The following is a 25,114-nucleotide window of genomic DNA, read 5'->3' as shown; positions in this document are numbered from 1 at the left end:
AAATACATGACGATATTATCGGTAGTCATCCCCGCCTATAACGAGGAGGATGGCATTACAGAAATTGCGACCCGCGTGCTGGCGGTGGCGCCCGACCTGAAAAAAGCGGGCGTGGAAGAAATGGAACTGTTGGTGGTGGATGACGGCTCACGGGACAAGACGGCAGAGGTCGCATCGAACATCAAGGGTGTTACGCTGGTTCGCCACCCCAAAAATAAAGGATACGGCGCGGCGTTGAAGACCGGCTTCGCCCAGGCAAAAGGGGAATTGATCGGCTTTCTCGATGCCGATGGCACCTACCCGCCGGAATACTTTCCCAAGCTTTGCCAATCGGCATTGCGCGGCGCCGAGTTGGTGATCGGCTCTCGTATGGCGGGAGAAAAAAGCGAAATGCCGCTCGTGAGGCGCATCGGTAATTTCTTCTTTGCCACCCTGTTGACCATTCTTGGTCGACAAAAGGTGACCGACAGCGCCAGCGGGATGCGCGTCTTCAGGCGCGAAATCCTCGAGCACATTTATCCGTTACCCGATGGATTGAACCTCACGCCCGTGATGAGCACGCGCGCCCTGCATGAAGGCATCAAGATCGAAGAAGTGCCCATTCCGTATAGCGAGCGCGTAGGGCGGTCGAAACTCAGCGCCATCCGCGACGGGCGCATCTTCTTGCAAAGCATGGTGTGGACTGCCATGTCTTACAACCCGGTTCGCATCCTTGGGTTGATCGGGCTGGGAAGTTTGGGCGTTGCCGGGCTCGTCTCGTTGTGGCTGGTTTACTTGCGCGCGCGCGGAGTCACTACCCTCGATTCTGCCAGCGTCGCCGCCTTGTTTTTGGGCATGATCTCGACGGTAGCCGGCATCAACGTTTTTGCCCTGGGCATCACGTTCAACTATCTCGTGGCGTTGTTCTACAAAAAACCGATTAAGCAAGGGTTATTTGGGAAACCCATTTTCAAAACGCCTCTCGACCAACAATTTGGATGGATGGGTTTATTGGGAATTCTGGCAGGGTTTGCCCTTGGGGCGATTAGTCTTGCGCTCGGTTTACAAGGGTGGGCGATCGAACGCTTGTGGTTTTATTTATTGGGAAGCGCAATGATCTTCCTCGTTGGAATCCAACTTGTGGTGTACTGGATGCTCTTGAGAATCCTCGAAGAACTCAGCCAGCGCGAATCACTCACAAAGCAGGATATGGGTATGTAGGTTTGGCAGAAGGAGTCAATAAAATGGAAAACAAAAACCTGGATATAAAAACAATCAACCTGGGGGCGCGTAACATTCCGAAGCTACGCAATGCGGATTTTCCGAACGCCGACGCGATCGTGCACGAGGGACTGCTTGCCGCTTCACGCTCCCCTGAGGCTGTGGATATCATGCTGGTGAATCCTCCCACCCCCGACGGAGGGTTGTGGATTCGCACCCAGCATCGCGTCGGTCGCCGCACGCGCGAGAACATGGTATGGCCCCAGGTCTCACTGGCGCAAATGGCGGCGTTGTTGCATCCCATATACACGGTCAAAGTGGTGGATTGCAACGCCGAGCGTATGGGCTGGCATGAATTTACCCAACTGCTCGACAAATACCAGCCAAAATATTATTTGACGCAAATGACTGCGCCGACCCTCGAAAATGACATTTACGGTTGTTTCCTCGCTCACGCGCGGGGGGCGAAGACCATCGCCTTCGGCACGCACATCACGCCCATCCCGGTGGAAACGATGCGCCCGTATCCCAGCCTTGATTTCGCCCTCGTGGGCGAACCAGACCTGACCATCCGCGACCTTCTCGACCACCTTGAAGGCAAGATCGGCGAGCGCTCCCCGCAGATCACGCAGATGTTCACCAAGCACGACGCAACGTACCGCCCATCCCTCAACGGAGACGGGACTGTAAACATGCACGGCATCAAGGGTATTGCCTGGCGTAAAGGCGAAGAGGTCATCCTCAACTTCCCGCGTCCGTTCGTGGCAGAGCTCGACGATATGCCCATTCCCATGCATGAACTTCTGCCATTGCAATCCTATCGCATGCCGCTTATCAAGGGTCCCTTCACGTTTATTGTCACCAGCCGCGGTTGTCCCGCGGGATGCACCTACTGCATCAAGCACGTCAGCTATCAATATGCCACGCGCCTGCGCTCGCCCAAATTGATCATGGAAGAGTTATGGTATCTCAAGAAACTCGGCATCAACAACATCCATATGTACGCCGACTTGTTCACGGTCAGCCGCGATCAAGTGGTGGAACTATGCCAGATGATGATCGACGAAAAGATCGGCATCAAATGGACGTGCAACAGCCGCGTCGATTACGTGGATGAGGAAATGCTCATGCTCATGGGCAAGGCGGGTTGCCGGCTGATCTCATGGGGCATCGAGAGCGGCAACGAACAGATCCTCAAGCATGCCCGCAAAGGCGCCTATCCTGACAAGGCAGAACGCGCCCTGCGTTGGGCGAAGAAAGCCGGCATCATGAACTGGGGCTACTTCATCATCGGCTTGCCCGGCGAAACCGAAGCGACCATCCGCGACACGATCAACTTCTCGAAGAAACTTCCGCTCGATATTGCCCTCTTCCACGTTGCCGCGCCCTATCCCGGCACGCCCTTCTTCTTTGAAGTGGTGAAAAATAAATGGTTCCGCCCCGGAACACGCTGGGAACAAGTGGATATGGACAAAGGCACTGTGCTCGATTACCCGAACATGCCGGCAGAAAAGTTGTTGTACTGGCAAAAACGCGCCTTCCGCGAATGGGCGTTCCGTCCGGGTCCGGCTCTCACATATTTAAAAATGTTGATGTACGATTGGTCAACGATGAAAACCGCCCTCAATGTCGGTTTGCAACACATCTTCTGGGCGTCTTCCGATGAGGGCGCGCCAGTGGGTGGCGCGGGCTAGGCGAAGATTCAATTCGTCAATGACCCGGGCATTAACGCGCGAATCGGTGGGAGGCCCCAGGTTTGCGTTGTTCGATTTGTGTCTTGTGCTTTTGAGTGGGGCGGCGGTTGGTATTCGCCCCGATCTGGGGATGTATGCCATCGCCGCCTCGCTAATTCCATGGGGCGCCCGTGTCTTTGCGGGCTTGGCTCCGTTTCGCAGAACCCGCTTTGATCTGTTCGTAGCGGTCTATGTGCTGACGGCAGTTGCCGGTTATTGGGCGGCGTACGACCCGTCCACTGGGTTGCAAAAACTTCAACTGATCGTTCTGTCGGCTCTGCTATATTATGCGTTGAGCGCTCAACCGGGCGAGAATCTCGTTTGGGTAGCCGCGCTATTTTTTTGCGTGGGCGTTGGCGTGGCGCTTTATTTTCTGCTCACGCAGGATTTTATTGCCGATCCGCGCAAATTACAAATCGCCAATGAGGTGGGAAAGGTATTCATGCAAGCGAGACCTTCCACCGGCTGGGCGCAGATACACCCCAATTACGCGGCAGGGCTCGTTGCGATCATGATGCCGTTTGGCATTTACCTGGCATGGCAAGGCTTGGGTCGAGGCGCGTTTGCCTGGGTGATTTTCGGATTGCTTCTTCAAGCCCTCGTGATTTTTTTAGCCACCTCGCGCGGGGTGTGGATGGCGGTGGCAAGCGCGGGCGGAATCTGGTTCGCGGGGCGAATCCTTCTCACGACGAGAATCAAATTGAAATGGAGAAGTGAAGCGGTCTTTCCCGTCTTCGTCTTGATCGTTCTGGCGGCGCTGATTCTCCTGCTCTATGTCGGACCAACATCCATTGGCGGAAGCGTCAGCGGCAACGACTCATACGGCACCGGGGCGCGCGCCGAATTGTTCTGGAGAAGCCTGCGCCTCGTTTCAGATTTCCCTTTTACCGGCGGGGGCTTGGGCGCATTCCCCGGTCTCTATTCGCAATATATTCTTGGAATCCCAAATTATTACCTGCCCAACGCGCACAACACTTTTCTTGATGTCTTTATCGAACAGGGAATGTTTGGCGGGGTCGCCTTCCTGATCCTTTTTTTGGCGAGTCTTTGGTTGATCGCCTCGAACTCTGTGGGGGAAGATAGTTCTCGCCATCCATTGTTCGATCGCCTGCTTCTCGCCGCGCTGGTCATCGCGTTCGCGCATGGCTTGGTGGATGATTATTTGTACAATACCATGGGCGCCATGCTGGGTTTGTTCTTGCCCGGGCTGGCAGTTCGCGGGCTCGAAGCGAAACCGCTCAATCTTCTTCCAAAACAATTTGACCGGGCAGATATAATTGTCCTCGGCTCCATAGCTGTTCTGCTCCTTGTTCTTGGGGCAGTGTACTGGAAGACCTTTCGCTCGCTTTGGTATGCGAACATCGGCGCGGCGCAAATGGCTCGCGTGGAACTCGCCGGTTTTCCCACGAACGAGTGGGCTGGACCCGCTCTTGCGGATACCTTACAGGATGCTGAAGCCTCGCTTCATGCCTCCCTTGCGGCTGACTCAGCCAATCGGACAGCCAATCACCGCCTCGGCTTGATCGCCCTCCTCCGCAGGGATATCCCCTCGGCTTGCGGATATCTTTCAAACGCTCATTTGCTTGATCCTGCCCATCGCGGCATCACGAAATCTCTTGGGTATTGCTATGCGTGGCTTGGGGATCTGGAAAGTTCAAAGACCTTGCTGCATTCGATGCCGGAGGCCGGGAAGGAACTTTCGGAGTACGTTCGGTGGTGGCAGGCGCAGGGCTATACGGAGTTTTCGAACAACGCATCGGCGCTTGCCGCCGACTTGGACCAGTCTCAAATTCAACCTTGATTTGGAAACGCATGATTATGAAAACCAGGAATTCCTTTTTTCTCACGTTCTTCATCTTTGCGCTCGTTGCGCAATTATTCGGCAGTGTGACGGTGGGCGAGGCGCAATCGTCGCGCGATTGGTCCGACCCGGTCAACATTTCGAATTCGGGCTCTACGGACAAGCCTGTGATCGTGATTGGCAATGATGGGATCGTTCACGCAATTTGGCGACCTATCGGCGGCGGGTTCCGTTATTCGCGCAGTAATGACGGCGGCGCAACTTGGTCGGCTCCGCGTACCTCCACGTTTCCGTTTTCGGAAAAAGACGACAAACCATTCAAGATCATCCCCAGCCCGGATGGGGCGCTCAATATTTTTTGGGTCAGCCCTGAAGGGAACTTGATGATGGGGCGGGCGAACTCGGATACATTACCTGTGCCCACCTCTTGGGCAAGCAAAGAACGCGTCGGTGACGATGTGTTGAACTATGATGTGGATATTACCGATGCGGGTGTTTTCCACCTTGCGTTCATTCGCAAAGATGAAAAGGCGGGCGTGTATTACCGTAGGTCGCAAAACGGCGGAGTGTGGGAGAAGACGATTACATTGTTTGTCTCCAAGTACTTCGAATCGGTCATAGTGGAAAATCAACCGTCGATCAAGATCGGCGATGCGCATGTTCGCGTGTCGGCTTCGGACGATGTGGATGAGCCTACGGTGCTCGTCGGCTGGGATGTGCGCACGTTGAAGCGCATCTTCACGTCTGTTTCGGAGGATGGCGGTTTTAAGTTTACAGAGGCGGCGCAACTCAAAGGGCCGGAAGACACGGGCGGGTATGGCATCCCCTTGAATGTCGAAATGGGCGTCAACAAAAAGAATGTGGTCTTGCTCTATCAGGTCGGTGAAGCGGGGGCAAGCCAGTGTGTGTACTATAGCCAGACTTCTTCAGACGCCGGCGGCACCTGGACCAACCCGCGGTTGATGTTGGATACGCTGTCGCAATGCCCCACCAGCGTCGAATTCATTATCAAGCGCGATAACTTCTACATGACGTTGATCCGCTATGATGGGAACGACCCCGCCATTATGGCTTGGAAGGATGGGCGTTGGGGCAGTCTGCAGTTCCAGCGAGAGATCGCGTTGTTTTCGAACCCATTGACCTACGATCCCATTGTGTTCCGTTGCGAAGACGACGCCTTGTATAAAGACAAACTGTATCTGATCGGTTGCGACCTCGGCAACGGCGGAGATAGCTGGGTCACCTCGCGTTCCCTCGAGCCGTTGGATCAATGGTTTGGTTCTACCGAATCGTGGAGTTTTCCTTTTCCATTGCTTGATGAAACCGAGGCGAAAGTAGGCTCTCTAGCGCAGGTTTCCGATGGGAAGCTGTTGCACACGATCTGGTCCGAAAGCACGCTCCCAGGACCCGGCGGGGTAAAACATTCTCTTTCCTATGCCCGTTGGGATGGTGTAAGTTGGGCGGCGACGCGCGGGTTGTTGTGGGGCTTGAATGGCAGACCGATCGATATCTCCATGGCGATCAGCCAGGAGGGAAATCTATTTGTGACCTGGGTCAATGAGGATACAGGCTCGGTAATTTATTCGGTGGTCGACGCGAGTCGCGCCGGATATACAACCGATTGGGTCGACCCCAAAAGCTTGCCCTCGCCGTCCACTATTAATAACTCACCCGATATTCTGGTAGACGGGACCGGCACGGTTCTTGTTGTATACGCGGTTCCCTTCAATGAAGAACGGGGCGTCTACCTCGTGAAATCAACGGATCGAGGGGATACGTGGTCTGCTCCGGTGAAGGTCGTGGATGGCGTGACGAGCGGCTGGGATATCACTCAAAAACCCCGGATCAGCCTGAGCAGTGACGGAACGTTGCATCTGATTTTCGTGAATTCAAACCAATCGAAAACCGAGAATCAATTGAAATATGTTCAATCCATGGATGGCGGCAGCACATGGAGCGAACCGGAATTGGTTAGCGAAAAGCCGATTATCTGGCTCGATACTATTTCGTATGGCGATCGGGTGGTTCACCGGCTCTGGCAGGAAGATAACGACGAGGTGGTCTCTAATTTTGATCAAATTTCAACGGATGGCGGCGCCACATGGTCTGCGCCAATGGAGATCACTGGCGTTGCCGGTAATATAACCCCGGTGGCTCTGGCGCAAAATAACGGGGATTTACACCTTCTGCGTATCGTTGAAGAAGACAGCCCCACTTTCCTCAAAGAATCAAACTTGGTTGTGGAAGATTGGGAGTGGGATGGGAGCGGCTGGAGTTCCACATTTACGCAACAGATCGCTATTCAAGGAGATGAACTCACTTACTCTCTCGCCGGCGGGTTGACCGGCGCCGGCGAACTAAGCGCGCTTGCGCAGGTGGAGTATACGAACCTGAAGAACGAACACAAGAATGAAGTGCTTGCCATCAATCGCGCGGTGACGAATCAATTTGAGGATCTTTCACAGGTTGCGGTCTTGGCGAACGGGAAAACGCCAAATCAAGGCGACGCAACCCCGGGCTCCGGAGTGGAGCCGGTCTCCACAACGATCCCGTTCGACTTTGGGGAGGAATCTTCCGTCTTTTCCGATAACTCCATGAGGAACATCATCGGCTCGGTACTTCTCGTGATTGTTGTCCTGTTAGGTTTTGTTTTTATCCGCCGAAAGCGGGGCTGATACATATGAAGGTCACAAAACAAGTTGTATCGCTACCCATCAGGCGGCTTGGCGGGCTGGTAGGGTTTTTGATTGTGCTATCGTTAGGCTTGCAAACTCCCGCTCAGGTGGAGGCGAAGACCGAATCCCCGTGGAAGCCGAATGAAAGGGTGCCCGGATACGCCGATGAGACTTATACACCCTTCATCGTTGCCGACCGGGATCATTATGTCCACGCGTTCGCAACTCAATGGACCGGGTCCGGGTTTCGGAACGGGGTCGTATATCGAAAATGGAGCCTGGAGGAAGGCTGGACCACCCCGGTCGATATTTTGCTCTCGCCCATGGACAGCGATGCGGTGATTCAGGGCGTGTATCTGGACTCAACAGGCATGTTCCATCTATTGTTTTACAGCGGTGAGAGAACCAGTAAGTATATTTTTTATTCTCAAGCAAGGGTTGAAAAAGCCGCTTCTGCCCGGGCGTGGTCTACGCCTACGATCATTGGCACGCAAGCCATTGAGCCAAGTTACGCCGCGATCTCGGGGGACGATGAAGGGAACCTGGCGGTGATCTATTCGGGAAACATTGCCGGTGGAGGCGTGTATTCTGTATACTCCACCGATTCAGGTTCAACCTGGTCCGACCCGGAAACGCTTTTCTTAACCCGCGACTCGCGCAATACCCCATTCAGTTTGCGGATATTTCCCGGGCAGAACAAAACGATCCATGCGGTTTGGAATGTGGTGACCAATTTAGGCGCGGATGTTTCTCTTCACTACGCGAGATATAACCTGAGCGAACATCGTTGGAGCCAACCGACCACCTTGAACCAAAGAGCAGATGCCGGCGTGGGTTCCTTTGGTCCTTCGTATCCTTCGTTGGTGGATACTGGCAAGCAGGTCGTTGTGTTGTACAACAGCGGCAACCCATTTCCGAACGGTCCTGTGGAGCAGGGGCGCCCCATGCAGGTGGTGAGCGTATCGAACGATAACGGCGATACCTGGACGCCCCCATTTATCCCCTTCAACCGGCATCAAGGCAGGAGCGGTGAAAATACAATGGCGCTGGACAGCGACAATATTCCTCACGCTTTATTCATTCAACGTATTCAAGTGATCGAGAATGGCGAGGAACGGGTGATTGGCGGTATCTGGCATAGTGAATTTAAAGACGGTCTCTGGTCGAGCCCCGAACGGTTTATCACAGATTACCCGGCGCACGATGTGCGCTCGGTTGTGGTTCAAGGGAATATTCTTTTCGCTGTATGGAGGGTCGATCCCGGCGGACCTCCGCATGGAATTTGGTACACCTACAAGACCTTGGATGAAGAAATGAGATTGCCCTCGGTCGCCTACCCGACTCCGGTCGAAACTGCGACAGCGATCGCTGATTCCTTTTTGGGTATCCCCACTCCGACGCGTACTCCAATTCCTAAAGGGGTGCTTGATGGTCCAATTTTGGGAACGAACAGCAGTCCCGCCGCGGCAATTGCGTCGGGGGTAATCCCCGTCATTGTCATATTGATCGTACTACTTGTGTTTTTCAACAAATATCAAAAAGGTCGTCCTTAATAATGGGTATGGTTTCCTCCACAACAATTGAAACAGTATTTTACGAGGCGCTTCGATGACACCCGTGATTCGATTTGCCAATGTGTCAAAGCGATACAACCTCGGTCTAACGCGCGCCAGCCTCCCGTCGATCCTTTCGCAGTGGGTCAAGTCTGCCATGGGGCGGCAGGGAGGCGCAACGGACAAGAAAATCCATTGGGCTTTACAAGATGTGAGTTTTGCCATGGAAAAGGGACAGTCGCTTGCCCTCGTCGGCCCGAACGGCGCCGGGAAATCGACCATCTTGAAATTGCTGGCAAAGATCACGAATCCAACCACCGGAACGGTGGAGGTGAACGGTCAACTCTCGGCATTGATCGAATTGGGCGCTGGGTTTCATCCTGACTTGACTGGGCGTGAAAACATCTACCTCAACGGCGCCATCCTGGGGCTGACGTATCAGGAGATCCACAAAAAATACGATGAGATCGTCGCCTTCTCGGAGATCGAAGAGTTCATCGACACGCCGGTAAAACGATATTCGTCCGGCATGGCAGTACGTCTCGGGTTTGCGGTCGCTTCGTGCATCGAACCCCAGATCCTCCTGGTGGATGAAGTGCTGGCAGTGGGCGATGCCTCCTTCCGCCAGAAATGCATCGAGCGCATCAAAGCGTTGCTGAATAATGGAACAAGCCTCATTTTTGTTTCGCATGACATGGGTTTGGTTAGGGCGCTTTGCGAGCGCGCGTTATATATCGAGCGCGGGCAATTGCAAGCCTCCGGCACAAGCGCCGAAATCATCGACATGTACAATCGCGTGCTTGAGAAAAGACGTATCGAAAAAATGAGCGGACTCGACAAAGGCATGGATGAAGCCAACGCGGGCATTGAAGTTACCCATGTGGACGTGCTCGATGTTGATGGAAACATCATTCGTGAAGCGCGCACCAATCAGCCCGTGGTGATCCGCGTACAATACACGGCGTACAAAGATTTTGGAAAAGCGAACGCCATTATATTGATCCACCGTTCCGATGGACTCTTGTGTTGCAACATCCGCACTCATCTCGATCAATTCCCTATGTCCATCGAAAAAGGCGAGGGGGAATACTTCCTTAAGCTAGACCCGTCGCAATTGTTCGGCAGTATGTATTATGCCGAAACGTGGATCATGAATTCAGACGATTCGGATGGCATCGCTTTTGGTGTTTCAGAATGGTTCGAGGTTCGTAATTCCATCCAGGGGCACGAGGCGCACGGGGCAGTCTTTGAACCCAACCGCACTTGGGGACAGAAGCGGGTTTCCCAAACCGATCGGGTCGCCGCCGGTTCAACCGTTTGAGGCATCGATGCTAAATCAGAGGAATAACCTGTATAAAATGCGCGACCTGGTCTGGGCGTGGACCGTCCGAACCTTACGCGGGCGATACCAACAATCTGCCCTCGGTTGGCTCTGGGCGATCGTGCAACCTGTGGCAACGGTTGCCATCTTTGCCGTTGTCTTCACGCGCATCGTCCCGGTCGATACAGGCGGGATACCCTATATTCTCTTTTCGTATTCAGCCGTGATCCCCTGGACGCTGCTTGCCTCCTCGTTGACCGATATGGCCGCCTCGCTCGTGCATAACATGAACCTGGTGGGGAAGATCTACTTTCCACGGGAGGCATTGCCGATCGCCGCGCTTCTTGCCCGCCTGGTGGATTTTTTGATTTCATTTATCCTGCTGGTTATCCTGATGCTGATCTATCGGATCCCGTTCTCTCCGCAGGGATTGCTTTTTCTGCCGCTCATCCTGCTGATTCAAATGGCGCTCATTCTCGGACTGGGAATTGGCTCCGCCGCCCTCAACGTGTTCTACCGCGACGTGGACCCCCTCCTCAAACTGGTGATTCAAGTCTGGTTCTATGCGTCTCCCATTTTATATCCGTTATCGCTTGTTCCCGAACAATGGAAATGGCTCTACTTCCTCAACCCCATGGCGGGAATCATCGCATCGTACCGCGACGTGCTGGTCTATAGCCGCATGCCCGGCGAATATTTGTGGTCGGCGGCGGGCATTTCCGCGTTGATCTTTATCGCTGGCGTGTGGTTTTTCAAACGTGTGGAATACCAATTTGCAGATATAGTCTAATGGATATAGTCTAATGGATGCCATGAAAAATCATCCGCTGGTCAGCGTGATCATCCCCGCCTATAACGGGGCAGACTCTATCGCGGCGGCAATTCAAAGCGTGGTGGACCAAACCTACACCAATTTTGAATTGATCGTCGTCGACGACAAATCTCCCGATACGACTGGCGAAGTCGTTCAACAATTTTCCGATACGCGGGTGAAATACATCCGCCATGAAGAGAACCAGGGCGCCTCCACGGCAAGATGGACCGGTATCACCCACTCAGCCGGAGAGATTGTCGCTTTTCTCGACCAGGATGACACCTTTCACCCCGAAAAACTGGAAGCGCACGTCAACTTCCTCGCAGAAAACCCCGAGGTGGGCTTTTCCTACAACCCATATTACGAACGCGTGCATTCATCCAATTCAATTCGCACGGTTGCCATACCTCCCCAAAATATATCGCTGGGAGAACTCGCTCTGGGCTTTTACCTTCCGCCCAGTTCATGGGTGGTTCGCAGGAAATGGGCGCTGATCGAGGAAATTTGGTATCCGCAAGTCGCCATGCGCGGCAGGGAAATCATTGTTTGCGGCAAGCTCTTTATGGCGGGGTGTAAATTCTCCCGTATCGACCGGGTCCTACACTCCCGAAATTATCAAGCGGGGCGGCGGTTCGGCGCAGTGGAGAAAAAGTGCGAAGATGAACTTGCCTGTCAGGAAGCCATCTTCTCAGACCCTCGCTGTCCGCCGGAGGTTTCGAACATGCGCCCCCTCGGAAATTCCGCCATACGCGCCATGTGGGCAAATGTCGCGTTTACCCAGGGTGAAACCGCAGTAGGGCGCAAATTCCTTTGGGATATTTCTCAAAGCGCTCCCGGTTTGTTTTATGGCGTTCCGTCGCTGTATACAACGTTTCTGATGGGATATTGCGTCGACGACGAAAGTCACGACTACGAAACGCTATTGGAATCCATCTTCAAACAATTACCCGCCGAAATGCCAGGCGCGCTTGGAAATTATCTGTGGGCGGTTGCCCGCGGCAATTACGTTCGAGGCATCCGCGCATTACTCTGGGACCGGGCTGGCGATGCTGAAAAATATTTTTCCCTCGGCGATGAAATAGGGTTTCAACCCGATAAAGCCTTTGTCTTGCAGGCAACACACGAACTGATGGGGTATGCCATGAGCGACAGCGGCGAAGCGGTCTTAACCCGGCTCGATTCTCTTTCCCCCCAACTTGAAAAACATCTGGGAAGCCGCGGAGCCCATTGGCTGGCCGCAAACTTCCTTGCGCAAAGCGCGGAACAGAAATATCGGAATGGCGAAACGAAACAAGTTCCCAGCCTGCTGTTGAGCGCTTTCCGCAAAAGACCGAAATACCTCGCCGATCGCGGCGCGCTTTCATTGTTCATTAAATCGATGTTCGGCATCGGAAATCGTTCCTGAACCACGTTCACCCCGGGCAGGAATCTCAACGCCATCCACAGCGCGGGACACTTTCCACGGAGAAACATATGAGCCAAATTCTAGGGTTTACTATCAGTCGAGGGCTGCCCCCCAATAACTTAACAAGAGCATTCGAAGCCGAAGACCGCGCCTTATCCTATTTCCCTCATCTTGAAAGAAGCTCGCTCGAGATCGGCGAAACAACATTACATATCTGGGGACGCGACACAATCTCCAACTGCGCGCACACCATGCCCGACGGATCGACACTCGCGCTGATCGGCTCCCCGCATCATTCGGTCTCCTGGGGCGCTGTGCAGGAAAAACTTCTGAAAGTGGAGCGCGATGAAGATTTTATCCCGCCATGGGAAGGGCGCGTACTCCTCCTGCGTGTCAACGCGGATGGCGATTCATGGACGATCTGGAACGACTGGCTGGGAAGCATGCCGGTCTACCACATGGAATCACCCCACAGCCGCATCGCTTCCACATTGGAGCCTGTTACAGTTGCCTCAGCCAACCTCACCCCCGACGACTTCTTCCTCCCGGGTCTGGCTTCGCTCCTGCTCAATGGTCATTTCATCTCTGACTGGACGCTGTACAAAAATGTGAAATCGATCCCGCCCGATAGTATGACAACCTGGAACGAACGCGGCTATCGCGCATCGCGGCTTTGGTCGGTGCAACCCAGCCAGGAACGTTGGAATTCGCTCTGGGATGATCTCGTCGATGAGATGCACGTCCTATCCCAGAAAGCGATCGCGGAAATATTGAAACAACACCCGCGCTGGGCGATGCCGTTGTCGGCCGGTCTGGATTCCCGCCTCATCGCCGGCGTAGCGGCTGATGTGGGTGTGGAGGTGCGGTCGTACGCCTGGGGATCATCAGACAACACCGATGTGATCTATTCCCGCGAAATTGCCAAAGCGCTTGGCTTCCCCTGGAAGCACATCGACCTGCCGAAAGATTATCTCATGAAGTACACACGGCGCTGGTTCGATATGTTTGGAACCGCCATGCACTTCCAGGGCATGTACTTGATGTCTTTTCTGGATGAAATTCAAGCAGAACCCCCAGCGCCCACGATCACCGGCTTCATCGGCGATGTTTTGTCGGGCGATGCCATCAACGATTCCGTTCGCTTTCAAACGACCAAACGGTATCAAGTAAACCACGAATGGTATTCCGATTGGGACCCGTCCCTGCTTCGCTCGACCATGAAGCGTCCCATGAACGACGCGCTCGAGGAAAATGCCGCAAACCTTCGCAAGGAGATCGATTCCTACCCCGGCGCTAATTACCAAAAATTAATGTACCTTGAGTTGTGGAGCAGGCAAAGGACGTTTATCAATTTTCTGTCCACCTTGAAGGATTATTGGAGAGGCGTGGCAACGCCGTTCCTGGATCGAACCTACGCGCGGTTTTGTTTTTCCCTGCCGATGGCTGTGCTGGATGATCGCAGGCTGTTGGGAGATGTCTTTCGCCGCTATTACGGAAAACTTGCCACCATTCCCGGCACGTACGGCTCCGAGCCGTATATCATGACCGGCAGGTATTTCCTCCGAAAGAAAATCGTCAACAAGATTCCTGCTCCATTGAGGAAGCCGTTCATGAAAGGGCTGGAAAAAACATCGCTGTGCGTCGACTTCGAGCCTTTGCAGGCTCATGGGAAAAAATCGGTGTGGCCCCTGTTCGAAGCCTGGGATCAACTCTCCGAATGGTTCGATATGAAACAAGTGGAATCGGATTTTCAAGCCGTGATGACCTCCACCCGTGATGTGCGTCCTTTGAGAAGATTGCAAGCGGTTCAAACGATCGCCTCGCGCCTCCTTCCACTCTCGTAGGGTAAGAGATTGTTTCTTTCAGACACGGACGCCACGGATTTCACGGATTTTCGCGGAAAAAATCTTTAGAAAGCCGCCTTTTTTCCGTGTGTTCCGTGAAATTCGTGTACAAAAAGAATAAGGTCTAAGGGTTGAGTTGGCGTTCCCAAACTCTTTTCCATACCACCAGGGCTTACACAGTTGGCGGGCAGTTGTACTGCCGCCGCCGCAGTGCAACTACGGCGCAACAGGTTCAACTGCGTAAGTCCTAACCACCAAAGGTGAATTATGAAAACAGCGCTCATACTTGGGGCTGGTATTTATCAGGTCCCGTTGATCCGTAAAGCCAAAGAAATGGGAATGCGCGCGCTGGTGGTCAGCGCGGCGGGCAATTATCCCGGCTTCAAACTGGCAGACAAAGCCTGTCATATCGATACGACCGATGTGCGGTCAATCGTTCAGTTGGCGCGCGATGAAAATGTGGATTGCATCTGCACCACAGGCACTGATGCGGCAGTCCGCGCATTAGGGGTGGTGTGCGACGCGCTGGAACTGCCCGGGATTTCAGAAAATGCCGGCGCGCTGGCAACAAACAAAAGGGAGATGAAGCGCCGGTTTGAATCCGCCGGGGTCTGCACGGCTCGCTTCCGCGAAGTGTCGAGTTTGGAAGAACTACGTCAGGCATTCGATCTGTTTGAAAAGCCGGTGATCTGCAAAGCGGTCGACACCTCCGGTAGCCGCGGCATTATCCGCGTGGACGCCGCCGACGATCTGCCGCATGCCTTCGAATACGTGATGCGCGCCACGCGCCAGAAATATTTTTTGGTGGAGGAATTCATCAGCGGGGTGGAGTTCGGCGCACAGGCGGCGGTGATCGATGGGGAGACGCAGTTCGTGATGCCGCACGGCGATATTTTGTATCACGGGAAAACGGATGTGCCGATCGGTCACTACGTCCCGTATTCTCTGCCGGATCAGGTGAAAGACCTGGTATGGACCCAACTCGATAAGTCGATCAGGGCGTTGGGGTTGACCACCTGCGCGATCAATGCGGACTTTATCCTGCGCGGCGATCATGTGTATGTGCTGGAGATCGGCGCGCGCGCGGGCGCAACCTGCCTGCCGGAACTGGTTTCCACGCATTATGAAATGGATTATTATGCCTATATCCTCGAACTGAGTTTGGGATCGAGACCTCAGGCGCAATTTGAATCCAGAAACCCCTGCGGGAATCTCCTCATTACGTCTAAATCGGGAGGGAGCTTGGACCGCGTCGATGTGGACGGCAATGGCTTGGAGATCATTGAAACCGTGATCGATTACGATCATGGCGAAACAGCGCCAGCCTTCCGGTTGGGACCCGACCGCCTGGGGCATGTGGTCTTGAAAGCCGCGACGGAAGAAAAGATCATGGAAGATTTGAAACTGTTGGAATCCCGCATCCATGTCAAATTGCTTAACGGCAGATCGTAGACTTTTCACTGATGTTCACGGAAAGTGCTTATTAACTCACCTTTCGCAGTAAAGGTCGTAACGCGAGATTTATCTCGCGTTTTAGACTGTCCTTGCACAAGAACGACATAAATGGCGCATTAGGAGACCCGACTTGATTTCAACTGCGTAACATCAGTGATTCATTTCCGTGTGTTCCGTGAAATCCGTGTCCAAAACGAATAGGGTTTCAGACTTAAGAAACACTCTCTTATTTCGTTAATTTACAGAAACAGGTGTCACATTGAAAATCGGGATGATCCTGTATGATATGCAGGAACTGGGCGGGCTGGAAGAATACACGATCACGCTCGCGATGGGGCTTCAACAAATGGGGCATGAGGTCAGCGTATTGTCCACGGCTTGGGTGCCCTCGGACAATCAATATCTTGTCCGCCTCCGTCAGTCCCCGGTGCGGTTTACTCAATTGCCAAAGTGGGTATCCTTGCCAGCCTCGGACTGGAAGACGAAGGAAAAGATCCTCAACGGGTTGACGTGGCTATTCATCCCCCTGATCCTTTTTCTTGGGCTGGCGATCATGGTCGCAAAATGGACGCCGCCCGGCGACGCGTTCCAAAGCGCGCGGAATTGGTTTCGCGGGCGCGCGATGAAATGGGTGGTGGGACCCGATTGGCGCAAACCTTTTACGCGCCTGATGCTGGCATATTGGAAGGCGACCTGGCAACCGGACATTTTGCACATCCAGGGTTACACAACCAGCTTGTTGTTCGTGATCGATTGGGCGCATGCAAAACAACTGCCCATTGTGTATGAAGAACACCAAACGCCCGACCCGCAATTCAATTGGTGGCAAGGGTTCGATCAGTGCATCAACAAAGCGGATGTGGTCATCGCCGTCTCAGAAAAAAGCGCCGAAGGGTTAAGAACGATCTGCGGCGTGACGCGCCCCATTGTTGTTCAGGGACCGCTCGTGCCCGACCCCGCCGACTTGGGCTTCCCGGTCGATCACCTTGCGGGCGAGAACGGTCAAGTTCAATTGACCGCCATTGCAAGGCTTTTTGTGACAAAAGGACTCGTCTACCTGTTGGACGCCTTCAAGGAGATCAGAGCAAACCACCCCGGCGCATCCCTGAAGATTTACGGAGAAGGTCCGCTTCGAGAAGAGTTGGCGGCTCATGCCCGCAACCTGGGGCTCGATAGCGCTGGGATATTCGCCGGCGCGTTTACCTCGCGCAATGAACTATCGCGCATCATGAAGCACACCGGGATCTTCGTGATGCCGTCCATTTTGGAAGGGCAACCCGTCTCTCTCGTGGAGGCGATGGCGTACGGGCGACCCATCGTGACAACAAACGTGGGCGGGATACCGGAAATCATTCAAGACGGCGAAAATGGGTTGCTGTGCGCTCCCGCCGATTCGACCTGTTTAATGAAACAAATTAATCGGTTGATCGAGAATCCCGCTCTGCGATCGCAATTCGCTGGAGCGTCGCGGCGCTCCTATGAACAGGGTCCGTTTCGCCCGCTTTCTGTGTGCCAGAACTTTCTCAATGTGTACAATTCGGTGTTGAATCGCAATTGACGTCTGTGTGTGAAACTTCAAACTTCAAACCCTATCTATGGTGACACAATGATTGCAAAACTAAAAGCCATCCCTCATCTCCTGCTATTCAAACGCTCGGCAAATCGCAATGCGATCGAGAAAGACATGCTGAGGTGGTTTCAGGTATATAAACCTCGCCTAAAGAAACAATCCCCTGCCGATATGCTCGTCTGGCTGTTGAACTCCTTCCCGGAATTTCGCAATCTGTTCTACGCGCGGATCGGACGTTTTACCGGACTTCGCGGCCGGGCGCTATTCGCGCTTGCCAGAATATTGTATCCCTATCCCAAAGTGGCGCTCAGGTTTGCGGAACCGATCAATATCGGACCCGGCTTTTTTGCCCGGGCCGGTTTTGGAACTGTCATCGCCGCGCAAAAGATCGGCGAGAATTGCTGGGTGAACCCGGGTGTGGCGATCGGGTTCAGGGATGATAAAAGCGCTCCCCCGATCATTGGCGATAACGTATATATTGGCGCCGGAGCCAAAATCCTCGGTCCGGTGACCGTGGGAGACAATGCTGTTATCGGCGCCAACGCGGTGGTCACCCGCGATGTCCCGCCGAATTGCACGGTGGCAGGCATGCCCGCGCGGATCATCCGGCGCGACGGCGTCCGCGTCAAAGAATCACATGCGGCGTCTTGATCGTTGCGCCCCCCGACCAAACCTGGAATTGTGAACACGTATCCATCATGCTGGAAAAACTACGCTCATTCTACCGGACGTTGAAACTGTATCCCGCCCTGACGCTGGTGAAACGCTCTCCCGCCAGAAAGGTGATCGAAGCGGATATCGACCGTTGGTTGTTGATGATTTATCAACAGAAATCCAGCGATACCCTGGCGCGCAAACTTCGCGCGCTCATGTATGGCAAAGATATCGAGGAGTTTCGCGCCTTGCTGTATTATCGGCTGGGCGAACCTTCCCGTCTGTGGGATCGTATCCTGCTGTGCTTCGCAACATGGTTCCTGCCTCCCCTTGAAACATTGTTGATTACCCCATCGTCATCAGTCGGCGCTGGTTTGATCATCATGCACGGACACGGCACGTATATCGACGCGCAAGCGATAGGCAGAAATTGCCTGATCTTTCAAGAAGTGGCGATCGGGGCGAAGCATGAAGAAGGGGAGCGCCCAACCATTGGCAACTACGTGCACGTCAGTTCCGGGGCAAAAGTCCTGGGCGGAATCACCATCGGCGATCACTGTGTCATCGCCGCCAATGCGGTCGTCGTCAAAGATATGCCGCCGAATAGTTTGGCGGTTGGCGTGCCTGCGCGCACCCTGCGCAACGCGGGAAGCAAAGCCGAATACATTGCCCGCGGCGAAGTATCGGAATAAAGCGCGAAGCCTCGAACATTTTCAAATCCCTCAACGAAATTATTGATCATGCCTTCCGGGTCGAACAGAAAACTCAAAATTGCCATTGGCGTGCCGGAATGGGCGCCGTTTCAAGACGCGATGAAAGATAAACCCGCGGATGCCACCTACATCATCCAGCGGAATTTGTCTCATGGCTTGATCAGCCGCGGACATTCGCTCACCTTTGCCGCCCCGCTGACTGTGGACGAATTCGCGGTCACTTCGGACGTGGAGGCTGTTTCGCCCGCCCGCCGCTCGTGGACGGCTTCTCCTCTGTTTTCGCTGGCAAGCAAACTCGTCTGGCGAATCCAAAAGCTGATTGGCGTCCCGTACCTGAATTACTTTTCGAACTATCGGTATTTCGACGCGGCAGCGCTCGGGTTGAACTCTGCGGATGTGATCTACGAACGAAACGGCATGTACAACTCGGGACTGGCGATGGCGGCAAAACGCCTGCGGCTTCCCTATGTGATCTTTTTTGAAGCCGACCAGATCATGGAATTGGATATCATGAACAAACCGATCACCGGTCTACTGCGCCGGCGAGCGGATGGGATTCTTCGCTACAACCTGTCTGCGGCAGATTGCATCATCTGTGTGACGAATGCCGGTCAGCGGCATCTGATGAAACATTGGAATGTTCCCGCGGAAAAAATTGTTGTTTTTCCAAATGCGGTGCATATCGACCGCTTCAAACCGGATCGACAGGCGCGGGAAGATATTCGCTCGAAACTCGGTTTGCAAAACGACCCCGTAATCTTGTTCGTGGGAAATTTTTTTCACTGGCACGACGTTCCCACCCTGTTGACGGCATTTGTCGAAGTCTTGAAATCTCAGCCCACGGCGCGGCTTGTTTTAGTGGGGGATGGCGAGCGTCGCGCCGCCATGAGCGCGCTTGCCGCCGAACTTGGCTTGGCACGTTCGGTTATTTTTACGGGCATCGTATCTCACTCCGATGTGCCGCGTTACATGGCGGCGGCAGACATTGCCGTTGTGCCATACCCTCCGATGGATCGGGAGATGTGGCTTTCGCCGTTGAAACTTTTTGAATATATGTCCGCGGGATTGGCGGTGGTCGCTTCATCCATCGGTCAGATCGTGGATGTGGTGGAGGATGGCGCGAACGGGAGCCTCGTCCCGCCGGGAGATGTGACCGCGATGACCGCCGCGCTATGCCGCTTGATTGCCGATTCCGATTTCCGTTTGAGTTTGGGAGCCAACGCGCGCGCCACAGCCGAAAAAAACTTCTCATGGGAAAGCTACCTCGCCCGCCTCGAACGCGTCTTCCAAGCCGTGATCGACCGTCAACCCGTCAAAGACATCTAAGGCACTGTTTCTTAAGTACACGGATTTGACGGATGACACGGTCAAACACGGATTTTTAAATGGTTTTCTCCGTGAAATCCGTGTGATCCGTGTCCAAAAAAGACTTAAGAAACACTCTTTAACGCCTCATTCCTAACGTTCACCTGCTTCCATGCCTGAAACCCTTCCCCTCGTCAGCATCATCATCCCTAATTACAACCATGCCCAGTACATCGAAGACGCGATCCACAGCGTTTTGAGGCAAACCTATCGTAACGTCGAAATTATCGTCGTGGACGACGGCTCGCGCGATAACAGCCGCGAAGTGATTGCCGCGTTCGGCGATACAGTCCGCGCGATCTTTCAACAGAACCAGGGGCTTTCCGCCGCGCGCAATACCGGGCTCACCGCCTCGCGCGGGAAATTCATCGGCGTGCTCGATGCGGACGATATGTACGAACCCGACTTTGTCGAAACCCTCGTTACCGCGTTGCGGGGTCAGCCGGAGGCTGACGGCATCTATTGCGGGTATCGGTTTGTGGACCATTTGAACCAACCGTTGCCGCAGATCGAGGCGCGCGAGATCGCGCCTGAAAAATTATACTGGGCGCTGGTGGATGGCAACTTCCTGGTGCCTGAATCGATGTTTGTGCGCAAACATTGTTACGACGCCGTTGGTTTTTTCGACACCTCCTTGCGCGCCCTCGAAGACCTGGATATGTGGCTGAGGATCACCAGCCGCTTCAAGGTGATTCATACAACGAAGATATTAACCCGTCACCGCATTTTGCCGGGCAGTATGTCCACCGACCCAACGCGGCAGTTCGAGAACCGCTTGCAAGTGGTGAAAAAGAATTTCGGAGCCGAACCAGCCCCCACTGGCGAATGGAACGAGGATCAGCGTCGCGCGTTCAGCCGCGCTTACCTCGTATCCGCTGTGGAATATCTTCAGGCAAAGAACGAAATCCGCGCGTTTGAGTGTCTGCGTTCGATGGCGATCGCGCGACCCGCATTGCTGGCGCGTGTGGAAACCTTCTACGAGTTGGCATGCGGTGATCAGCCCAAGGGCTATCGCGGCGAGTTCGCGTCGATCAACCTCGAGCAGAATACGCGCGTCACCCTGCGGTTGTTGGAGAAATTGTTTGCCGATCATGAATTGCGTCTGACAGAATTCAAGCGACCCGCCTACGCCAACGCGGAATATGCTTTTGGTTTGCTGGCTTACGGACAGGGCAACACTCGCGCGGCGCGGCGGCATTTCCTTGGCGCGTTGTCTTTCCAACCTTCGCTGATTCTGAATCGATCTTTTGTTGGCTCCTTGTTGCGTTCTTTCCTCGGCGCAACGTTGATCCAACCCCTGCGGCGCGCGATGGGGAGATCGAAGTAATGCGCATCTTGTTTGTCTCCAGTCAATACCCGCCGCACGAACTGGGCGGATACGAACAGCTCTGCCATGAAGTGACGCGCGAACTGCTCGCGCGCGGGCACGCCGTGAGCGTTCTCACCAGCCGCTATGGGGTGAGATCGGCGCAGGAAGCCCGCTCTGGGAATGTGACCCGCACGCTACACTTGATGACGGATATCCATTATTACAAACCGCTCGATTTTTTCTTCAAACTTCCCCGGCAAGAAAAAGAAAACCTGGCTGAATTAAAAATTGCCATGGAGGTGTTCAAGCCCGATGTGGTCATGTTCTGGGGGATGTTTGCCATGTCGCACAACCTGCCGTATTGGGCTGAACAATGGATGCCGGGTCGCGTGACGTATTACATGGCGTCGTATTGGCCCACCGATGAAGATTTGCATCTTGCCTACTGGAAGTCCCCGGCGAATCGACGGATCACCGAAGCATTCAAACGGGTTCTCCGGTCGTTTGCGCTTGCGCGACTCAAACGACAAGGGTATCCGCCGCGCCTCAAGTTCGATCATGTCATTTGTTGCAGTGAATATGTGCGCGATACGCTGGTGAACGCCGGTAAATTTCCGCCGCGCGCCTCGGTCGTCTATGCGGGAGCCGATCCCGCGCCGTTTCAACGTCTCGAGCAAAAAAAGAAATCCACAAAGACGGGTCGCGCGACCCGTTTACTTTATTTCGGCAGGCTGGTGCCTGATAAGGGCGTGCACACGGCAATCGAAGCGTTGGGCTTGCTGGCTCACAAAGGCTTCGCCGATCAAGTTGAATTGACCGTTCTAGGCGACGGGCATCCCGAATACAAAAAGTACCTGCAACAGCGGGTGACCGAGTTGGGAATCGAAAACATCGTTCACTTCTCCGGCAAAGTTGCCCGTGAAGACATCCCCGCCATGTTAAAGGACTTCGACGTTTTCCTGTTCACCTCCACGTGGCCCGAACCGTTTGGGCGCACGATCGTCGAAGCCATGATGGCTGGGTTGGTGGTCATCGGCTCTAATGTGGGAGGGAGCCGCGAGATCTTCCGTCATTACGACAAGAAGATGTTATTCGAGCCGGAAGACGCGCAAGGACTTTCCGACCGCATCGCCCGCCTCCTTTCGGACCCCGAACTGAGTCGCCGATTGGTAAACGTTGGCCGCAAACTTGCCTCAGAGCGATTCACCATCCAACAGATGACAAACGGCATCGAAGCGTTTCTGAAACAAGTCGGCCCTGCGGGAAGCCCCTGATGAGACTCTTGTTTCTCACCAACTTTTACCCGCCTGCCAGCCGCGGCGGATACGAGCAATGGTGCCAGGAAGTGGGCGATGGCTTGCGAGCGCGCGGACATGAGGTAACGATCCTGACCAGCGCCCACGAACGGGATCACCTGAAATCTCCCGACCCGCGCTGGGTGCGGCGCGAACTCCGCCTCGAAATGGAACTTGCCTCGCTGAAAAATGCGGCGTGGTTCTTTACGCGGCGAAAAAAGCGGGAGCGGGAAAATCTAGATTTGCTTCGTGAAACCGTGAAAGACTGGAACCCGGATGCCATCCTGATTTGGGGGATGTGGAATTTTCCCCGGTCACTGCCCGCCCTTGCCGAGTCTCTGATGCCCGAGCGAACGGTTTACTACCTGGGCGATTACTGGCCCACGCTTCCCAGCCAATACGAAAATTATTGGAACGCATCCCCGCGCTCATGGATGACGGGCTTGCCAAAATTATTGTTGAAGCCGATCGCCCGGAGCATTGTAGCGCGGGAGGAAAAGCCGCGCCTTAACCTGCGCCGCATCCTCTTCCCGTCCGATTTCATGCGTAAAGAATTTGCGCAACAGGGAATTGTCTCGACGGAGGGGCGCGTGGTCTTCGGGGCTGTCGATACCACTCCCTATCTGGAAGGCGGGCAAACGCCAAAGACGAACAAAATTATTTCCCTGTTATATATTGGACGGCTTACGCACGAGAAAGGCGTTCACACCGCCATTGAGGCTGTGACGCATCTCGTTGGCAAAAATAGAATCTCCAACGTGAAGTTGACCATTGTAGGCGACGGCGAACCGGACTATGTCGATTCGCTTCACAAGATGGTCGAACGCGCCTCCCTCGCTTCGTTCGTGACGTTTCTGCCTGCCCAGCCCAAGGAAACGTTACCGGCGCTTTACCGGCAAGCCGATATATTTTTGTTCACATCCATCTGGCAGGAACCGTTCGGGAGGGTGATCGTGGAAGCGATGGCGTCTGGGCTGGCTGTTGTTGGGACTGCGGTGGGCGGCGCGGCGGAGATGCTCGTCCACGACGAAAACTCACTCGTGTTCGAGGCTGGTGATTCAACTGGTTTGGCTCAAGCATTGCGACGGTTGATCGAATCGCCGGCGCTGAGGGAAAAACTGGGAAGCGCCGGGCGCGAAACCGCGCGAACCAAATTCGACCTGCGCCGCATGACCGACGAGATCGAACGTTACCTCGGATCATTGATCCACTGATGAAAATCCTTTTTCTCTCTCGTTGGTTTCCATACCCGGTGAACAACGGCTCCAAAGTGCGCATCTACAACCTTTTGCGCGGGTTGAGCCGTCATCACGATGTGACTCTGCTGAGTTTTGTAGACCAGACCGGGGGGCGTCCTGACGCGCCCGAAATCCGAAGCCTGTGTTCGGACATTGTCGTTGTCCCGTGGAAGGAGTTCGAGCCCGGCGCATGGCAGGCGCGCCTCGGGTTTTTGTCTATGAAACCGCGCTCGGTGATCGACACATTCTCGGCGGAGATGGCGCGCGCGATCACGACAGCCATCTCTGGGCAGAAGGTCGATCTCGTGATCGCGTCTCAACTGCAGATGGCGGCGTACTATCCATACTTTCAAGGGATTCCAGCGTTGTTCGAGGAACTCGAGATCGGCTTGTTCCATGACCGCGCATTTTCCCCGGACGGCAAAATTCGCCCCCGCCATGCCCTGACCTGGCTCAAATATCGTTTTTATCTTTCTCGGCTTTTCAATGGGTTTCGATCTTTCACGGTTGTTTCTGAAACCGAGCGCGGTTTGGTGGCGAGAAATTTCCCCCGACAAGAAGATCAGATCGAAGTCATTCCCAATTGTATCGATGTCGACGACTATGCAAATCGAGAGATAAAAAAGCAAGCCAATACCATCGTCTTTGCGGGTCCGTTCAAATACCGCGTAAATTATGAAGCCATGCTTTGGTTTGTCGGCGAGGTTTTTCCTTTGGTGTTGCAACAGATCCCCGATGCGAAACTGACGATCACCGGCGATCATGAAAACCTGCCTCTTCCGTCCAACCAAAATATTGTCCTCGCGGGGTATGTCGAGGACATCAAATCCTTAATCGCCTCGTCCATGGTCGCTATTGCGCCGCTCCAGAGTGGGGGAGGCACGCGGTTGAAAATTCTGGAGGCGATGGCGATCGGGACACCGGTGGTGGCAACCTCCAAAGGCGCGGAGGGGTTGGACGCCCAAAACGGGGCGCACCTTTTGGTTACAGATGAGCCGAAAATGTTTGCATCCTATGTTATAAATTTGCTTCAAGACCGGGCGCTTCACGAAAAGATTTCCATCAATGCAACCGCGCTGGTTGCCGACAAATTTAATTGGTCGAAGGTAATGCTCAAGTTTTTTGAGTTGATTCAAGAGATTGCCAACGGGTAATCCCTTTTGATTTTT

At 54.2% G+C, this 25,114-nt stretch carries 18 protein-coding genes; all 18 read left to right on the top strand.

Features of this window, described 5'->3' with window-relative positions; all coding sequences use genetic code 11:
- Positions 1-6 precede the first annotated feature (6 nt).
- The 18 genes from IPM31_01615 (at position 7) to IPM31_01530 (ending at position 25,099) form a co-directional block, all read left to right on the top strand.
- Complete coding sequence (locus IPM31_01615) at positions 7-1,200, top strand: glycosyltransferase family 2 protein (protein ID MBK9005667.1); 1,194 nt, start codon at positions 7-9, stop codon at positions 1,198-1,200.
- 23 nt (positions 1,201-1,223) lie between these two features.
- Positions 1,224-2,894: a radical SAM protein gene (locus IPM31_01610; protein ID MBK9005666.1), complete on the top strand. Its 1,671-nt coding sequence runs from the start codon at positions 1,224-1,226 to the stop codon at positions 2,892-2,894.
- Positions 2,895-2,913: 19 nt separating this feature from the next.
- Positions 2,914-4,734: an O-antigen ligase family protein gene (locus tag IPM31_01605; GenBank protein MBK9005665.1), complete on the top strand. Its 1,821-nt coding sequence runs from the start codon at positions 2,914-2,916 to the stop codon at positions 4,732-4,734.
- 17 nt (positions 4,735-4,751) lie between these two features.
- On the top strand, positions 4,752-7,409 hold the full coding sequence (locus tag IPM31_01600) for an exo-alpha-sialidase (GenBank protein MBK9005664.1): 2,658 nt from the start codon (positions 4,752-4,754) through the stop codon (positions 7,407-7,409).
- Positions 7,410-7,414: 5 nt separating this feature from the next.
- On the top strand, positions 7,415-8,962 hold the full coding sequence (locus tag IPM31_01595; protein ID MBK9005663.1) for an exo-alpha-sialidase: 1,548 nt from the start codon (positions 7,415-7,417) through the stop codon (positions 8,960-8,962).
- A 55-nt stretch (positions 8,963-9,017) separates the two neighbouring features.
- Positions 9,018-10,283, top strand: a complete 1,266-nt coding sequence (locus IPM31_01590; GenBank protein MBK9005662.1) for an ABC transporter ATP-binding protein — start codon at positions 9,018-9,020, stop codon at positions 10,281-10,283.
- A 37-nt stretch (positions 10,284-10,320) separates the two neighbouring features.
- Positions 10,321-11,073 carry an ABC transporter permease gene (locus tag IPM31_01585; GenBank protein MBK9005661.1) on the top strand — a complete coding sequence of 251 codons (753 nt, stop codon included), beginning with the start codon at positions 10,321-10,323 and terminating at the stop codon, positions 11,071-11,073.
- 13 nt (positions 11,074-11,086) lie between these two features.
- Positions 11,087-12,502, top strand: a complete 1,416-nt coding sequence (locus tag IPM31_01580) for a glycosyltransferase family 2 protein (GenBank protein MBK9005660.1) — start codon at positions 11,087-11,089, stop codon at positions 12,500-12,502.
- A gap of 68 nt (positions 12,503-12,570) precedes the next feature.
- Positions 12,571-14,346, top strand: coding sequence for a hypothetical protein (locus IPM31_01575; protein ID MBK9005659.1), 1,776 nt, complete (start codon positions 12,571-12,573; stop codon positions 14,344-14,346).
- Positions 14,347-14,613: 267 nt separating this feature from the next.
- Positions 14,614-15,798, top strand: a complete 1,185-nt coding sequence (locus tag IPM31_01570; GenBank protein MBK9005658.1) for an ATP-grasp domain-containing protein — start codon at positions 14,614-14,616, stop codon at positions 15,796-15,798.
- 274 nt (positions 15,799-16,072) lie between these two features.
- Positions 16,073-17,359, top strand: a complete 1,287-nt coding sequence (locus IPM31_01565) for a glycosyltransferase family 4 protein (protein MBK9005657.1) — start codon at positions 16,073-16,075, stop codon at positions 17,357-17,359.
- 126 nt (positions 17,360-17,485) lie between these two features.
- The gene (locus IPM31_01560; protein ID MBK9005656.1) at positions 17,486-18,022 is read left to right on the top strand and encodes a serine acetyltransferase; all 537 of its coding nucleotides are present in this window, start codon (positions 17,486-17,488) and stop codon (positions 18,020-18,022) included.
- Positions 18,023-18,069: 47 nt separating this feature from the next.
- Complete coding sequence (locus IPM31_01555; protein MBK9005655.1) at positions 18,070-18,717, top strand: serine acetyltransferase; 648 nt, start codon at positions 18,070-18,072, stop codon at positions 18,715-18,717.
- Between the two features lie 48 nt (positions 18,718-18,765).
- A complete protein-coding gene (locus IPM31_01550) occupies positions 18,766-20,064 on the top strand; it encodes a glycosyltransferase family 4 protein (GenBank protein MBK9005654.1) in 1,299 nt (432 codons plus the stop codon).
- Positions 20,065-20,215: 151 nt separating this feature from the next.
- Complete coding sequence (locus IPM31_01545) at positions 20,216-21,430, top strand: glycosyltransferase (GenBank protein ID MBK9005653.1); 1,215 nt, start codon at positions 20,216-20,218, stop codon at positions 21,428-21,430.
- Entirely contained in the window at positions 21,430-22,686 is a 1,257-nt protein-coding gene (locus IPM31_01540) for a glycosyltransferase family 4 protein (protein MBK9005652.1), read from the top strand. The genes IPM31_01545 and IPM31_01540 overlap by 1 nt, the downstream gene beginning before the upstream one ends.
- A complete protein-coding gene (locus IPM31_01535; GenBank protein ID MBK9005651.1) occupies positions 22,686-23,921 on the top strand; it encodes a glycosyltransferase family 4 protein in 1,236 nt (411 codons plus the stop codon). Before IPM31_01540 ends, IPM31_01535 begins: the two co-directional genes overlap by 1 nt.
- Entirely contained in the window at positions 23,921-25,099 is a 1,179-nt protein-coding gene (locus IPM31_01530) for a glycosyltransferase (protein MBK9005650.1), read from the top strand. Before IPM31_01535 ends, IPM31_01530 begins: the two co-directional genes overlap by 1 nt.
- The last annotated feature ends 15 nt before the right edge of the window (positions 25,100-25,114 follow it).

The sequence above is a fragment of the Candidatus Defluviilinea gracilis genome, from assembly GCA_016716235.1.
GTDB classification, from domain to species: Bacteria; Chloroflexota; Anaerolineae; order Anaerolineales; family Villigracilaceae; genus Defluviilinea; species Defluviilinea gracilis.
The sequence above is the reverse complement of the archived record's forward strand: the minus strand, read 5'-3'. Positions and strand labels throughout refer to the sequence as shown.